Here is a 17,046-nt window from a genome sequence, read left to right as displayed (position 1 = left end):
AAATGATAAACAAGAATGAATAAGATTATATTATTTGCCGGTTTTTTCTGTCTTTCTTTTTTCACCTCCTGTGAATCTTATTTGGATAGGGAGCCGGACGACAAAACAAACGAGCAACAAGTGTACACTCGCTATGAAAAAGTGGAGGCTTTAGTAACAGACTTGTATGCTAATTGTAAATTTGCAAACGCTCCGTTGCTCTTTCTCAATCACTTCAGTATAAGCAGTATTTCTGATGAGTGTACAGCCAGTAGCCATGAGCAGTCAATTCCTCATCAATTCCATGTGGGTAATTACGGACCTTCTCAAGGTATGCCTGCGAATAGTGACCGTGGAGAATATTGGAATGGTATCTATTCTAAAATTCGTAAAGCAAACTTAATATTGGATGGTATTGCTAAATATAATACTCCTGATAATCCTCAGGATGGTCGCTTGGGTGATTTAAACAGACGTATCGGGGAGGTTTATTTTTTAAGAGGTTATCTGCATTATTTATTATTGCGGGCTTACGGCGAAGTCCCTTATATAAATTTTGTGATTAATCCGGGTGATGATATGAATTATAAAAAGGAATCGGTTCATTCCATTGTTTCTAAAATTTGTGCGGATGCGGATTCTGCCTATGCTCGTGTTGACGCTTGGAATGGTGGGCAATATTTTGGACGTGTGGACAAAGGTGCTTGTTTGGGATTACAAGCAATGGTGCGCTGGATTGCTGCTACTCCATTGTGGAATGGTGGGGCATTGCCGAATGATACACGTGTATTTAAAAATGAATATGGATATGATGCACAGCGTTGGGAAGCTGCAAAGAAAGCTGCAAAAGCTGTGTTGGAATGCCGTAAGGAGGATGGTTCCTTACGTTACAAGCTCTATACAAAATACGATAAAGATGATTTTCGTGATATTGACGGAAAAGCAGATACGAATAATAAAAAGGTTCAGCAACGTCTGTGGCAGATGCAGTATGATATGGAAGCAATCCAGGATGAGTGGGTTTGGTTTGTGACAAGAGATAAGGATACAGGATGGTCTGGCGATGTGTTGCCTCCTTCACAGGGTGGACATGCCCGCCAAAGACCTTTGCAGGAACAGGTAGATGAATATGAATATATCGCGCCGGATGGATATGGCTATCCGATTTATGCTTCCAGGGCAGTAAGTGATGGTTATGATGATACAAATCCTTATGAATGTGTACAACGTGACCCACGTTTTTATCGTGATATCCGTTATCATGGCTCATGGTATGGCGGAGTTCAATTAAATACGGCTTCAGGTGACGATGCAGTGAGTGGTAGCTATTTGGACAATGCTTCTCATTCAGGTTATTATTTACGCAAATTTTATAAAGATGGTTGGAATCGCAGTATGGGAGGGCATACTATTAATGGACCGGCAATCTGGCGCCTACCGGAATTTATTTATATTTATTGTGAAGCTGTGAATGAAACGACTGGGCCTAATGATGAAATTTATAATTTGATAAATGAAGTACGTGCACGTTCTTTTATGGCTCCAATGCCTCAGACAACAAAAACAGACAAGGATTTGATGAAGGAGTATATACAACGTGAACGCAGGGTCGAGTTATTCTATGAAAATAACCGTTATTGGTTGAGTCGTTTATATATGGAGCCGGATAATGCGACTGAGATTGCAAAAGAAAAAGGATACAGAGATGCGAACAGTTGGCCGTATCCTAAAACACAGCGTTTTTCTCATGGCATGAAACCGGTAGAGGACCCGAATGGAAAGATTGTCGTAAATGGTAAACATTATAAAATGGTACGTTTTAAAGTGAATGATGAACGTACTTTCAGCAGTCCCCGCTCATATCTTTTCCCTATATTGCAGGAAGAATTGAAACGTTGTCCCACTTTAGTACAAAATCCGGGATGGTAATTTGACGGAGATTATATAATTTCGGAACTAAAAAGAGACGCAATGACCTTGTTTGTTGCGTCTCTTTTTGTATTTTTGTTCAAAACTAAACCAATTAACATGAAGCACATGTCTTTATTGGCGGTCTCCTTGCTGGCTTTGGCAGCCTGCACGCCGGAAAAACAACAGGAGGCGGATTATACACAGTATGTAAATCCTTTTATCGGAACCGATTTTACGGGTAATACCTATCCGGGCGCACAGGTTCCGTTCGGTATGGTTCAACTGAGTCCGGACAATGGGCTTCCCGGTTGGGACCGTATTTCCGGTTATTTTTATCCTGATTCGACTATTGCAGGATTTAGCCATACCCATCTTTCAGGGACGGGGGCAGGCGATCTATATGATATATCATTTATGCCGGTAACGCGCCCTTATAAAGAAGCTCCGGCTCCGTTAGGCATCTATTCTTCATTTTCTCATAATGAGGAAGCCGCATCCGCCGGTTATTACCGTGTGTTGTTGAAGGATTATAATATCAACGTGGAACTGACGGCTACGGAACGTTGCGGTATTCAACGGTATACATTCCCGAAAGCGGAGTCTTCCGTATTCCTGAATTTGAAGAAGGCGATGAACTGGGATTTCACAACGGATTCTTATATAGAAGTGCTCGACTCGGTGACTATCCGGGGCTACCGTTTCTCCGACGGATGGGCGAAAGACCAGCATGTCTATTTTAAAACACGCTTTTCCAAACCGTTTGTAGCCTGTCATATGGATACAACGGCAATTAATACGAAAGAGAAGGGACGTATCGGCACTGCTTATATCGCCCGTTTCGATTTCAATACGGAGAAAGATGAAGAGATACTTGTTACTACTGCTATTTCTGGAGTGAGTATGGATGGTGCCGCACAGAACCTGCAGGCGGAAGCTCCGAAAAATGATTTTGATTTGTATCACCGGCAGGCTGTGGCTAATTGGAATAAACAACTTTCAAAGATTGAAGTGAAAAGCCCGGTTACCGATGATTTGGTGAATTTCTATACGGCTATGTATCATTCGATGCTTGCCCCGACTATTTACAGTGATGTGGATAATTCGTATTATGGACCGGATAAGAAAGCGCATAAGACGGATGGCTGGGTGAATTATTCCACCTTCTCTCTTTGGGATACTTATCGTGCTGCACATCCGCTATTTACTTATACACAGCCGGAACGTGCCAACGATATGGTAAAATCATTCCTTGCATTTTATGAACAGAACGGACGTTTGCCGGTATGGAATTTCTATGGAGTGGAAACGGATATGATGATTGGATATCACTCTATACCTGTAATTGTAGATGCCTATCTGAAAGGTATTGGCAGCTTTGATGCGGAAAGGGCATTAGCGGCTTGTGTGGCTACGGCCAATATTGACGATTACCGAGGTATTGGTTTGTATAAGAAGTTAGGATATGTTCCTTCTGACGAACATTGGTCTTTGTCCAAGACTCTGGAATATGCTTATGATGATTATTGTATTGCACGCATGGCAGAGAAGATGGGCAAAAAGGAATTGGCAGATGAATTCTATAAACGTTCACAGAACTACCGGAACGCCTATAATCCTGTAACTTCTTTTATGCAGCCTCGTAATAAAAAAGGTGAATTTGCATCTAATTTCAGTCCGGATGATTATACGGAAGATATTTGTGAAAGTAATGGCTGGCAATATTTCTGGTCTGTACCGCAAGATTTGGATGGTTTGATTTCGCTGGTAGGAGGAAAGGAACGCTTTACCCAGAAACTGGACAGCATGTTTACTTATGTACCTCATACAGATGAAGAACTTCCAATCTTCAGCACCGGAATGATCGGACAATATGCACATGGAAATGAACCGAGCCATCATGTCATTTATTTATATAATAAAGTGGGGCAGCCCTGGAAAGCCCAGCAATATGTAGCGGAAGTCCTTCATGAATTATATAAGAATGATCCGGCAGGTCTTTGTGGTAATGAAGACTGCGGACAGATGTCTGCGTGGTATGTATTCAGTGCAATGGGCTTTTATCCGGTAGATCCGGTAAGCGGCCAGTATGAAATAGGAACTCCGCTCTTTACGGAAGTCAAGATGCATTTGAATAATGGCAAAGTCTTTACGATTCTTGCTCCGGCTGCCAGTCATGAAAATATTTATATCCAGTCTGTGAAGTTAAATGGTAAACCTTACGACAAGAGTTATATTACTCACGAACAAATAATGAATGGTGATACATTCGAGTTTGAAATGGGCAATAAACCGGGGCCGGTTTGGTATACGAATAAATAGAAAGTGTGTCGGGAGGATATTGCAAAAGTCTGTTTTACAATATCCTCCTTATAGTATATATCCTTATTAATTACTTATATTATGATAAAACAACTACTTTTCAGTGCGGCATTTCTGCTTTGCGCTTCTGCTTTCTCATCTGCTCAAAACCGGGAATATGTTATTGTAGTACATGGTGGTGCCGGTAATATGGGACAACTTCAAGAGGATCCGGTTAAATCGGTCCTGTATTATTCGGCATTAGACAGTGCTTTAATGATTGGAGACCGTATTTTGGCCTCCGGTGGTGAAGGACCCCAGGCTGTAATGGCTGTAATCAATTATTTTGAAAGTAATCCGCTTTTCAATGCAGGAAAAGGAGCAACTTGTACGGCTGAGGGTACATTTGAATTGGATGCATCTATTATGGAAGGTAAGGATTTGTCGGCTGGTGCTGTTGCCGGAGTAAAGACTGTAAAACATCCGATTAATGCGGCATATGCAGTAAAGACAAAGACTGCCCATGTGATGTTGAGTGGAACCGGAGCAGATGCTTTTGCTGCAGAGCAAGGGTTGGAGTTGGTGGATAATATGTATTTTGCTACTCCTAAAACAATGGAATGGATAGAAAAACTAAAACAGGAAAGTAAGAAAAATGGAACGGTAGGCTGTGTTGTTTTGGATAAACAAGGAAATCTGACCGCAGGAACCAGTACCGGCGGAATGTTTAAAAAGAAATGGGGCCGTATCGGAGATTCGCCTGTAATAGGTGCAGGCACTTATGCGGATAATAATAGTTGTGCTGTGTCCTGTACCGGACATGGTGAATATTTTATTCGTCATGCTGTGGCTTTTAATGTTTGTGCCCGTTATAAATATCTGAAAGAACCGGTAGGGAAAGCTGCCGATTATATTATTCATACCGAACTGAATACAAATGCAGGCAATGGAGGTCTAATTGCTGTAGATAAGGAAGGGAATATCGCTATGCCATTCAATAGTACCGGGATGTTCCGTGGTTATTTATATAAAGAAAAAGGAACAGGTAAAACTGAAAAGAAAGTTGGAATAGGAGATAAGATGGTGGCATTTTAGTTTCCTATAGGATATCCGTTCTTTGATAGGGTAGTAATCAGGTATTTTTATATAGTTGTCGATCGCCCGTTCTTTTTATAGTATTGGAGGTCGACAACTTTTGGGGAAATAAAATCTTAATGTGAAATGAATAAGTTGTTAATAATCAGTAATGAATGAATGCCTAATAGAGGGCTTTTAATTGTACCGGCTGGAATTTAAATTCGCTTGAACCTTCTACGATCGGACGTAACAACCTCACTTTTAATTGTACCAGCTGGAATTTAAATTAGTCTCGGACCGCCTGATTGAAATCTTGAACAGAAACTTTTAATCGAACCATTTGGAATTATTTGAAGACTTTTTTGTTATCTTGTTTTTGATATCCTGTAAAATGAACGGGTGATAAATTGGATTAGTTTGTCTGGTAAAATCCCTTTGCAATAGGCAAAAGTAACTTGTCCTATCGGACCTGTTTTTGTACGGAAGGCCGGGTGCTTTGTTTTTACCAGCTTACAAATGACACGTCCTAATTTATCGGGAGAAGCGCCATTCTTTTCTGTATCTTCAATCACTTTCAATGTTTTGGAAAAGAACAACCCATAATCTTCATGTTCAAGTGAAGCAGAAGAGAGATTGCGGTTCGTTGTAAAATTTGTTTGGAAATCTCCCGGTTCCACCAAACAGACTTGTATTCCAAAAGGATAAACTTCCATCGCCAATGCTTCACTATATCCTTCGACTGCAAATTTGGATGCAGCATAAAAACCTTGAAAAGGAACGGCTATAAGTCCACCGATAGAGCTGATATTAATGATTTTTCCTCTTCTTGCTTTTCTCATAAAAGGAAGTACGGCATTGCATACATTTACAACTCCTTTGAAGTTCGTATTCATCTGCCAGTCTATTTCGTCCTGTGTTGCCAGTTCCAATGCGCCGCTAATGCCTACTCCGGCATTATTGACGACAACATCTATATCCCCTTCTTCTTGTATAATCCGATTGATTGTTTCTGCAATGGATAAAGTGTCGGTAACATCCATTTTCAGCATACGTACACTGCCGGTTACCGAGTTTGTAGCTTTCCGGCTGGTGCCGTATACAATGTGACCTTGTGCTGCCAACATGGTTGCTGTAATCAGACCGAATCCAGAGGAAGCACCGGTCACAAGGATAATTTGTTTATGCATTCATTCTGTTTTTAATAATTTATTAGCTTCTGCTGAATGACAAGCTGACGAATTTCAAGACTTCCGGCAATGCTGAACGCCAATAGCTCCAGGAATGACCACCGTCGCGTACACGAAATTCGTGAGGAATCTTCTTTTCCTGCATCAATTTATGAACTTGGAAATTACCTTCTAATAAATAATCATCGTCTCCACAGTCGATATAATAACGAACTCTCGGTAAGTTGTTTTCATTTGATTCGGATAAGATTTGCAGGACACTGTTTTTTTTCCAATACTCTAATCCTGGTCCGAATAGCCGGAAGTATAGGTCTTTATGGGAATTACTCTGCCTTGCTTTCATTACGTTATCGTCAAATACGGCGGCACTCAAAGGTGCACATGCACTGAACATTTCCGGATGATGTAAGCTATATAGGAAAGAACCGTATCCGCCCATCGATAATCCGGCTATAGCCCGGCTTTCTTTAGTGCTTCGGATACGATACGTTTTTTCCATATAGGGAATTAATTCTTCAAAAAACATATCTTCATAAGGTGCTTTTCCATCATACTGGTTGACATACCATGTATCCCAAGCGTCAGGCATTACGATAATCATAGGAACAGCCGTTTCATTAGCAATCGCTTTATCTGCAATTGTTTTAACTTGCCCGGACTGAACCCAATTCGTTTCATTATCGCTGTATCCATGTAGGAGATACAGTACCGGATAAGTACGTTGTGACGTATTGTAATCTTCCGGTAAATAAATGGAGTAAGCAACTTTCTTCCCTAATTTGTCACTCTGGAAGGATAAGGATTCCATAACAGTCCCTTGGGCAAATCCTGTAAAGTTTACAAGGAAACACAGGATGAGATAAAAAAACACTCTGTTTATCATAAGTATATAGAATTAAAATTGTGATTCTTTTTTAGTGGGAACGTTTTCTTAACGCCTCATACATGAGTTGATAGGTGGGTACTTCTATCCCTAAATCCGTAGCGGTTTGTATAACGTATCCTGTCAGAGTTTCCACTTCTGTCCGGTTCCCTTTTATAAAATCTGTATGCATGGATGTTGTGGAGTGGGGTGGCAACATCTTTTGCAATTCGATGGAAGTAAGTGTATAATTTTCCGGTAATACGATCCCTTTTGCTTTCGCAATGCGTTCCAGTTCGTTGCCTAATGCAATAAACTGGTCTGTATGATTTTCCAGTACTTCGCCGATTGTTTTGTTGAAATAAGAAGTGATGGTTGCAGCTGTGGAAATCATAAAGAACTTCTTCCATATTTCCAGGTCGATATCCTCCGGGTTGATGGTGTTTATACCGGCGTCTATAAGTACCTGCTGCAACTGTTTCTGGCGGGTTTTATCTCCGGTCTTGCTACCGAAAATCATGCGGTCTTTTAAAGAATACTTGTCAACAAATCCGGGTTTCATCAGACGGGCACCAATATAGACACATCCTTTCCATACCTGGCTGTCCGGTAGAAGCAGTTGTATTTGTTCGGCTATGTTTGCTCCGTTCAGGAATGGGATAATTACTGTTTCCGGGGAAATAACCGGAAGTAACTGAGTGATATTCTTTTTCAGGTCATAACTTTTTGTGCAGCAGAAAAGGTAATCTACAGGACCGATTTCTGCTGGATTATCGGTTACTAAAGCCGGAACTGCCAGTATATTCCGTTGAGGCTCTTTTATTTCCAACCCGTTGCTCCTGATTGCTTGCAGGTTTTCTCCTCGCGAGATAAAATAAATACTTATATTATCTGCATCTTTATATCTGGCAGCCAGTAATCCTCCGTAGTAACCTCCGACAGCGCCGATACCGGAAATAGCTATTTTAATTTTCTTCATGTTTTTATTTCATACATACATCTAAATGCAAAGCTACTAAAAAGATTTGTCAGAAATATAAAAATAGGGTGATGTATGGAGGGGATTGGGACGAATCGCTTTTTCTTATTATTACAGAATGTTGCTCTTTGATATTGATATGTGACACTTTTAAAGAATAAAGCCTTTTATACTGACTTGTATAATGTGTATAATATGTGTTTCAGGAAGAAATTCACTCTCTTTTAGTGCTGAAAGGGAGATATTATGCACTATCCGGGGCTTTTTTTTATCTATTCGAAGTATAATTTCAACTGTTTCTGCAACCAATTCCAACTGTTTGCGCACTAAAATATAATTATCCGTGCAGGTAAAACATGTATATTTTGACTTCAAAACATGTATGTTTCGATTTCAAAGCATATATGTTTTGTTTTTGGATGTTATCAGGCAGGATAGCCGTTCTGGAATGGTAAGAAAATCAAACCGGATGCAGATGTTAAATAGATTGTTATTCCCCGTAAAATGCAACAAAATGTTTAGAAGTGAATTTTAGGAAAATGTGGATGTAGCATTATTGGCATTTGGTAAATACATTTCAGTGTCGTATTCAATTAGTAAGCTTAGTGTTGTTTTCAGCGATAAATTGGTAAAGCTAAACCTCGTGAGAGCAGCGTATTGGTTATGTCTCTCGAACTTTGCCCCGTACAAGCGAGCCTGGGCTGGATTATTTGTCTTTTTGTCAAAATGAGAAAAACTCCGGTAAATCTTTTGGATAAGAATCTACCGGAGTTTTTCTTGAGGTTCCTGGCGAAGCTCACTTTGATTTCTCGTGACTTTATTTGATTGATATAATCTTCATAATTATCAATAAAAAAAGTATTTATATCAAACCATAATTCAAAGAAAGTCGTATTATTGCAAATTTTCCGCCCCTATATACGCCCCTACAAAATTTGCAATGCTTTAAACAATCCTCTATGAACGACAATATTTTCATTAAAGTTGAATCTGGCTTCAGAATTTATATATCTAAAAAATGAAATAGAACGATTTTTGGGTCTATTTCCAATAATACTAAAGTCAAACAGCATTTGTAATATGTAATCCACATTACCATTTTTTACAGTTCCCTTATTGTAGTATTGCATATATGTATCTTTAAATTCTTTTATGGTAAAATTCCATTTACGGATTTGTGAAATGATAGAAAAGATTATTTGTATATCTGGCAGTTGAGCATGAATTTCATCAATAATCTCTTCCTTTAGATAATTCGAAAATCCTTTATCAACTTGTTTAACCGTTTCAGCTGTTATTTTTGAGTCTCCGTCCTGTATCGTTTTTTCAGCACATACTTGAATATATTTTATATAATCTCTTGGACGTAACTGAGTACTTAATGTCACATAATTGAATAGATCAGTTTTCTTTTTATAATTACCACCTAAATTTATAGTTTGTCCTGAAAAGATTTTCATCCAAGCCTTCTCAAAAGATAAAATTTCTCCGTTTTCATTTATTGCTTTTGATATACGATAAGCCAACATAGCTTTTAATTTTGGTTCATCCCATTCCAAAGCAATTTTAAAATCCCCCCATTTATTCTTATCTGTATCTTTGATTAATAAATAAATATCATCTCGCAAAAATATAACTGGACAAATAACTCGTTTTCTTTCTTTAAAAATAGACTTAATGTCCTGTACTGCCTTGAATAAACTTGTTATTAAATTAACATATTGCGTGCGTTCCTCTTGAGTTTCAAAATCTCTATAATCTTCATCTAATTCATCAAAAACAATATAATAACTTGAATCATCAATATATTCCTCAATTATATCTTCCAATATATTTGTTTTTTCAATCCATGATAAAGTTTCAAATTTAGAGATTTTATCCACCTTAAGACTACCACCAGACCCCAATATTTGAGCACCAAATTCTTTTGTTGTCCAATTCTCAATAAGCCGAGAAAGTGACTTTATTGTAGTTGGAGGATACAGCTTTTCTAAAAGAGTTCTTAATTCACTTTCAATCTGTTGATTTTTTACCATCAATCGACATATACACGAATAAATGATATACTTCCAAATTGTTATATATTGGTTGGGCTTAGTATATTTTCCATTCTCCAAAGCATATAATTCATTGAATGGGAAATTTTTAAAAGAAAGAGGTTCTGTGAATATTCTATATCCAGCTTGAGCATTTTGTTCGCATAGGCTTAAAATATATTGACTAATAGCCGATTTACCACTACCTTTTCTACCAATAACATAAAACTTATCCCCATCTAATATTTTTCTCGCTTCATTAACATGAAAAAAATATCTTAAATTATTTTCTTGCTTAGCCTCCAACTTCCAATTGTCAGAAATTTCTTTTAGTGCATTCATAAAGTATTATTTAAAGATAGTGGCAAAGATAGTGATTATGTATTTTTCTACAACTTTTTTTGCAGAAATTTTGTCCGCATTGACAAAGTAACTACCATTAGTACATGGAAATTGTAAATCAAATCGTATATCATGGCAGAATATTCTATTATAAATTGGATTAGGACGGATAAACCAATGAAACGGAACGGTAAATATCCAATATACTTAAGAATCCGAGTGCGAGATAAAGGGACTAAAGTTCCGACAGGAATTGACATTCAAAAAGAGCGTTGGGATGATAAAAAGAAGGAGCCAAAAGATAAGGCTTTGCTAATCCAGCTTAATAAGAAGCGTGAAGACTTAGACCTTCATATTAACCGAGCATTGGCAGACGGGCAGGAATTAACCATGGATTTGGTTAAGGAGTTCTATTCAGGAAAAAGAAAAGTAAAACCTGAAAGTCAATCCTTTTATACCTACTATCTTGATTTTGTAGAACGAAAACGGAAAGAGGGATTGAACCCCGAAACTATCCGAGTGTATATGACTACTTACAATGTACTGAAAGAGTTTCGAGAAGAATTTTTGCTTTCAGATATTTCTCTTTCTTTCATAGAGGAGTTTGACGACCATATGAAAGAAGTAAATGGCAACTCATCAGGCGGTAGGAACCCAAAGCATAAAAACATGCGAACTGTTATTTTGGATATGCTAAAGCATGATATTCAAATCAAGAATCCCTACAATTGGTTCAAAATTCCGCAAGCCAATACAAAAGAGATATATCTTGACCATGAGGAACTGGATGCTATGAGAAAACTTCGCTCGCAGTTCTCACACTCTTCGACAATGTACCAGGTCCTGCAAATGTATCTATTTGCTTGTTATTGTGGCTTGCGTTTTTCGGATGTGATAGATTTGAAGTGGAAGCATATCGACTTTGAAAATAAAATTATCAAAAAGAAGATGATAAAAACCAAGTCAGAAGTAATAACTCCTTTGTTTACAATGGCTCGTGCAGTAGTGCTTGAGCTTTCGGAAGGAAAAAGCTTGTTCGGTAGTTCAAAGAATGTATTTTACGGATTTGCCGAACCAACCGTGAACAAGCCCCTTGTTAAACTCACTGAAATGGCTGGAATTGAGAAGCATATAACCTATCACTGCGGAAGACATACTTTTGCAACTCATTTGGTTCAGGATAAGGTAGATATATTCACCATTTCAAAATATTTGGGACATAAAAGTATTGATATGACAATGCGTTATCTGAAATATGATTTATCTATTGCAGTCGAATCGGCAAAAGAAATAAAAACCTTTGGGTAAAACGTAGATTTATAAAAAGATAGCATACAAAGACAAAAAGTATTATTACCTTTGCGATGTTCTTCGGAACGTTTTTGTGGAAAATAAGAAGTGCCTTTCTCGTAAAAATCGCCAATTTGAACAATAAAGAGCACACTTTGGTACGAGTAGCTCGCCATAGGGCGGGTTGTTCGTCTATTTGTGTGCAGGTGTTTGGCGATACCTTACGAGAAGTGGACGGCAGTCCGCTTCTCTTTTTGTATAATGCCTTTGTAGGTTGCGAAAGGCTCAAACGAGCAATATGAAAAATATAAATTTCAGAAGATTCTTTTGTATTTTCCTATTCATAACTTTAGGAACAGTAGCATTCTGTCAGACCAAAACAAAAAGCCCGAAAGTTACCCCTACAATGGCAAAGAAAATAGGTTTGTCTTGTCGGAATAATCCGAAAATGTTATCATTATTTGCTAATGCAAATGCAGAGGTTGTTCAAAATCGCAGAGATGTTGCTGATAGAATCCTTGCAAAATTGGATGATCATCTCGATTATGCAGAAAATTTCATCTTAGATTTGTACTATAACTATGGTACGGAAATGGCATACTTTGCTCTCAAAAATGCTGGATTTACGATTCAAGAACACGATACAGTTGATGCAATTTGGAAAAAAGCACAAGAAAAACAGAAGCAAATAGAACAAAAGAGACAACAAGAGAAAATGAAAGCCAACTTAGTCAAAGAGCAAGATACCTTTGTTTTAGCAATAAATGGAGGTTCGTTTGGCTTTCACGCTTTGAGTAATAAACCTGAAATCACTCTTGATATAGCAGAAATGGCTCGATGTGTAGATGGCTTTCGCAGCGACAAGCATATTGCTTGGTATGAAAATATTGATTACACATTTAATTGCATTATTTCAAAAGATAAAACACTGGAGCTTATTATACCTGAAGATTCTATCACATTTACTTCAACTCAAAAAGTACTATGGGAGTATATAAAAAGTAATGCTATCGTCCAAAATCATGCCACTTTACAATTTAATCAATTAGATACAACGCTGATTGTTTTGGCAAAAGCTAATTTACGCATAACTCAAAAAAACGACAAGATACAGGACAATTATCGAATTCAATGCTTCCAAAGACAAAAAGACGAAAAAGTGGAGTATAACTAATCCCGATGAACTAAAACGCAAATTAAATAGTATTGATAGAGATAATGCTGAATCAATATACTGTGATATTGAAGGAAGTCTATACTACAATCCCTATTTTGAATTATTTGAAAAGGGGAAATATCTTATAAAGGCAGTGATTGTAGAAAATAGTTTAGAATATTATGTAGAAAACAAGTTACAAGAAAAAGCATCAATGAGTTTTACTTTTGAGTTTAGTTGCAATAAGAAGAACTTTATGGATCGTATTTATCAAGTCCCTAATTGATTCAATTGTTAAATTTTTGGCTTATAGTTTCAAAGACTGCTTTTTGGGTAGTCTTTTTTTGTTTATATCATTCAGATTGACTATATTTGATCGATAAACAAAATGCAATATACGATTAATGAAAGAGGTCATAGATATTCAAAAGTTACTTCGCAGGCAAAAAGCTTATATGAAGGGGATTTTAGTAATGACAGAAAAGCTATTTGAGATTCAAACCCAAATAACAGAGCTGACAATCAAAGAGCTAAAGAAGGAGAAGAAGAGAGAAAGAGCACCATCCGATTTGCTTTCCTCAAAAGACGTTTGTAGTATGCTTGAAATATCGGCATCTACCCTATATCGTATGAGGACTTATGACAATTTCCCTTCAGTGAAGATAGAGGGGCGAAAGAGTGTAATGTTTAGGAAGCAAGATATTGACGAGTATATGGAAAATCTTAAAAAGCAAGGACTATGATTGATAAGATAGTCATTCGATTCAGTAATTTTTCAGGAGGCCTTGATAATTGCAGACCTCAAAGAGAATTAATCAAAAAAGAATCCGATTGGGACAAATATAGACTTCCTCGTTCCTCCAGGAAAGGAGACCACTCTTTGTTTGTTGGCGTTAATAAAGAAGACAAAAAGAAGGTTGTTGTTTCGGGAAGTCTTAGAAACTGGCTCTATGGTAAATCCACTTTCAGAGATTTAACCGCTTCTGATTTTGAAAAGGTGGTACTCAAACTTGCGGAAGCTCTGAATATACACCCCTCCGAATTGGGTAAAACGAAATTTACTCAATGCGAAATAGGATTGAATGTAAAAATAAAAACTTCATGCAAAGAAATCATTCCTAAAATAGTTGATTATCACTTGTACGATAGAGATAATGTTTTGGACGAAACCGTTTATTTTAATGGTAGTTGCAAGCATTTGAAAATATATGATAAAACTACCGAAGTTGCAGCAAAGAATGAAGAATTAAGAGAAACCATTGGTGTTATGCAAGCCAAAGGTAATCATATCTTACGGATTGAATTCACTCTTGATAACAAAAAGGCGTTCACTCAAAGTCATATGGGATTTATAAAAACTATTGGCGATTTGCACATAAACTATTCTAACTTGTATGAGTTTTGGGCAAAGAATGTAAACGATATTGTTATTATGAATGCTTTGGAAGAAAATAACTCAATGACTCCCAAAGAATATCTATTTTTGACTTCTTTAATTGGATTTGACCAAATAGAATCATTTGAGAACGTGGACGAGTTTGAGTTGTTTGCAGAGAAATATAAAAGAGTCCTTGATTCCTATCTGGCGTACTGCAAAGGGGGTAGTGACGGTGCATTAAAAACGGCAAGAAGCAAAGCTTATCGTGAGTTTATTGCAGCTTTTGATAAATACCCTTCCTCCGAAGAGTATAACAAAAAAGTATTGCGGGGAGATATTATATTGGCTTTGCTGCGGCAAAGTATAAAAGATGATTCCGCTCATTTCCCGACTTTGGTAAAAAGTGTCTGCGGAGTTACGAGTAGCAATAACAAGTAGGAATAGTTACTCTGTATATAAAGAAACCCCTATACTAAGGGAATGGGGATATAAGAGTATTTGTAATTGGAGAAATATATGTTGCGTAATATAAAGCCCTTCTTTGTATTTGTGTAATATGGAAATACAATAAAGAGTGTACAGAACAACTACTATATAATTGGGTGGCATTGCGCATTGGGCATATCAGTAGTGATGTGCAATAGAAGCGCAAAGAACAATGGAGAAGTGCAATTATAATATTGGTTGGTGTATATACGCAAACGAATGTATATAGGTGTTGGATTGTCACCAGCCATGCCGTATCATGGGAAACGCAGTAATTCTAAGGCTGAGTGGAACGAAGCCTTAGAAAGAGGGCTTACGAAGTATATTTTGAGCCAAATTTCGCCTTTTATTCCCGCAGGCTTATTCGGCTACGTTTTCGATATAAAAACGTTGTAAATCAAAAATAAAGGAATAGATTAGGCTAATAACAATAGATATTATAAACGAACAAATTATTACAATATATGAAACTGAAAGAAGATGCTATAAAATGGGCGATAAATCATTTACTGAAAGAAAGCGATACTGATTTATACCCCAAACCTATTGAAATTGATATTATATCAGAAATGAAAGAAGAAGTCATTTCTGCATGTCTCAATATTGATATTTCAAATTACAAATGGAATAGCCATAGACGATTTTTAATTCCTAAAGATGAAATCTCATACCGATTAGCTACTCAGCTAAACCCCATTGATAATATTATTTTACTATCCCTCATCTATGAATATGGGCAAAACATTGAGAGAAGAAGAATTTCTAATGCTATAAGCTACCGCTTTCATCCAAATAGAGACGGGGCATTATATTCAACTAATAACGCTTGGTATGAATTCTGGAACAAATGCAAGAGACATTGTCTTATTGGCGAGGATGAAATAGATGAAGAATATCCATATGTATTATATTGCGATATTTCAGATTTTTACAATCAAATATATCATCATACAATAGAGAACCAACTAAACGAAAGTGCTATCCCGAATCCAGTAAAGAAGCAAATAATGGACTTGTTGGGGATGGGAACGGCTAAAATATCAAGAGGAATTCCTATTGGCCCTCATGCTACTCATTTATTAGCAGAAATGTCACTTATTCCTTTCGATAACACCCTTAATGCTAAAGGATATTCATTTATAAGATATGTTGATGATATTGTTGTTTTTTGCGAAAGCGAATCTAAAGCCAAAAACATCTTATATGATATTGCAGATATTTTAGACAAACAGCAAAGACTTGTTTTACAAAGAGGAAAAACTAAAATTTACAAAATCAAAGACTTTTATGAGCATACTCAAAATATGTTGATGGACAATCCTATCAATGAGAAAGAAGAAATCATTCTTGATATAATTCGTTCTTATTCTGGAGGAAATGCATATACGAGAATCAAGTTGTCGGATATAACAGTCGACCATTTATCTATATTATCAGAAGAAAATATCATTTTATTACTTGAAGAATATCTAAACTCAGAAGATCCAAATTTTAGCAGAATTCGATGGTTTTATAGACGACTCAGCCAAATCGGATTGCCTCATGCCGTTGAGTTCTCAATCAATAATATCGACAAATTAATCCCTGCTTTAAATGACGTTTGTTTATATATAAATTCTTGTGCGGAAAACTACACCTCAGATTGGAAGGAAATAGGAGAAACAATACTAAATTTATTGGAACACACCTCAATTGCAAACATTGAATACTTTAAAATAACATTATTGAATCTATTTGTTAGAAATCCCCGATTGAATCATACAGGAAAGTTAATAAGTAGTTATAAAAAAGTTACCAAAGAAGAACAACGGAAGATTTTGCTTGCAAGTGCGAATAATCCAGAACTTTCAGGTTGGATATCTACCTTAAAAGAAAGCTATAATACACTTGACAAGTGGACTCAATATGCTTTATTGATTGCCACTAAGATTTTACCTAAAGAAGAAAGGAATTTCTTTCTTAAGTCTATTAAAAGTGGATTAAACCCAAACAATGACATAATGGAAAATATAATAATAAAGTGGGCATTAATCCAATAGTTCGCCCCTATTTCGGCTCATACCGA

General features: G+C 36.9%; 12 protein-coding genes. 8 read left to right on the top strand and 4 right to left on the bottom strand.

The features are described 5' to 3' along the window. The first annotated feature begins 15 nt into the window (after nucleotides 1–15). The 3 genes from ACGE0T_RS12265 to ACGE0T_RS12255 all read left to right on the top strand — a co-directional run bounded on the left by ACGE0T_RS12265 (nucleotide 16) and on the right by ACGE0T_RS12255 (nucleotide 5,283). A complete protein-coding gene (locus ACGE0T_RS12265; RefSeq protein WP_459186927.1) occupies nucleotides 16–1,908 on the top strand; it encodes a RagB/SusD family nutrient uptake outer membrane protein in 1,893 nt (630 codons plus the stop codon). A 99-nt stretch (nucleotides 1,909–2,007) separates the two neighbouring features. Then, nucleotides 2,008–4,209 carry a GH92 family glycosyl hydrolase gene (locus ACGE0T_RS12260; RefSeq protein WP_459186926.1) on the top strand — a complete coding sequence of 734 codons (2,202 nt, stop codon included), beginning with the start codon at nucleotides 2,008–2,010 and terminating at the stop codon, nucleotides 4,207–4,209. Between the two features lie 81 nt (nucleotides 4,210–4,290). Continuing rightward, nucleotides 4,291–5,283 (top strand): isoaspartyl peptidase/L-asparaginase family protein, encoded by a 993-nt coding sequence (locus ACGE0T_RS12255; protein WP_459186925.1) that lies wholly within the window; start codon nucleotides 4,291–4,293, stop codon nucleotides 5,281–5,283. A 347-nt stretch (nucleotides 5,284–5,630) separates the two neighbouring features. On the opposite strand, the gene kdsR is transcribed toward ACGE0T_RS12255, so the two are convergent. The 4 genes from kdsR to ACGE0T_RS12235 form a co-directional block, all read right to left on the bottom strand. Continuing rightward, nucleotides 5,631–6,452, bottom strand: a complete 822-nt coding sequence (kdsR, locus tag ACGE0T_RS12250) for a 3-ketodihydrosphingosine reductase (RefSeq protein WP_459186924.1) — start codon at nucleotides 6,450–6,452, stop codon at nucleotides 5,631–5,633. Nucleotides 6,453–6,474: 22 nt separating this feature from the next. Further along, nucleotides 6,475–7,335, bottom strand: a complete 861-nt coding sequence (locus ACGE0T_RS12245; protein ID WP_459186923.1) for an alpha/beta hydrolase — start codon at nucleotides 7,333–7,335, stop codon at nucleotides 6,475–6,477. A 31-nt stretch (nucleotides 7,336–7,366) separates the two neighbouring features. Then, complete coding sequence (locus ACGE0T_RS12240) at nucleotides 7,367–8,293, bottom strand: ketopantoate reductase family protein (protein WP_459186922.1); 927 nt, start codon at nucleotides 8,291–8,293, stop codon at nucleotides 7,367–7,369. Nucleotides 8,294–9,219: 926 nt separating this feature from the next. Next, a complete protein-coding gene (locus ACGE0T_RS12235) occupies nucleotides 9,220–10,671 on the bottom strand; it encodes a P-loop ATPase, Sll1717 family (protein ID WP_459186921.1) in 1,452 nt (483 codons plus the stop codon). Between the two features lie 132 nt (nucleotides 10,672–10,803). Here ACGE0T_RS12235 and ACGE0T_RS12230 point away from each other — a divergent pair, with 132 nt between their 5' ends. The 5 genes from ACGE0T_RS12230 to ACGE0T_RS12210 all read left to right on the top strand — a co-directional run bounded on the left by ACGE0T_RS12230 (nucleotide 10,804) and on the right by ACGE0T_RS12210 (nucleotide 17,020). After that, nucleotides 10,804–11,979, top strand: coding sequence for a site-specific integrase (locus ACGE0T_RS12230; protein ID WP_459186920.1), 1,176 nt, complete (start codon nucleotides 10,804–10,806; stop codon nucleotides 11,977–11,979). Nucleotides 11,980–12,367: 388 nt separating this feature from the next. Then, complete coding sequence (locus tag ACGE0T_RS12225) at nucleotides 12,368–13,135, top strand: hypothetical protein (RefSeq protein ID WP_459186919.1); 768 nt, start codon at nucleotides 12,368–12,370, stop codon at nucleotides 13,133–13,135. Nucleotides 13,136–13,521: 386 nt separating this feature from the next. Then, a complete protein-coding gene (locus tag ACGE0T_RS12220; protein WP_459186918.1) occupies nucleotides 13,522–13,860 on the top strand; it encodes a helix-turn-helix transcriptional regulator in 339 nt (112 codons plus the stop codon). Beyond that, entirely contained in the window at nucleotides 13,857–14,933 is a 1,077-nt protein-coding gene (locus ACGE0T_RS12215; protein ID WP_459186917.1) for a phage/plasmid replication domain-containing protein, read from the top strand. The genes ACGE0T_RS12220 and ACGE0T_RS12215 overlap by 4 nt, the downstream gene beginning before the upstream one ends. A 512-nt stretch (nucleotides 14,934–15,445) precedes the next feature. Then, the gene (locus ACGE0T_RS12210) at nucleotides 15,446–17,020 is read left to right on the top strand and encodes a reverse transcriptase domain-containing protein (RefSeq protein WP_459186916.1); all 1,575 of its coding nucleotides are present in this window, start codon (nucleotides 15,446–15,448) and stop codon (nucleotides 17,018–17,020) included. Nucleotides 17,021–17,046: the final 26 nt, after the last annotated feature.

Source organism: Parabacteroides sp. APC149_11_2_Y6 (assembly GCF_054506995.1).
This window is presented reverse-complemented; position numbering and strand designations above follow the sequence as displayed.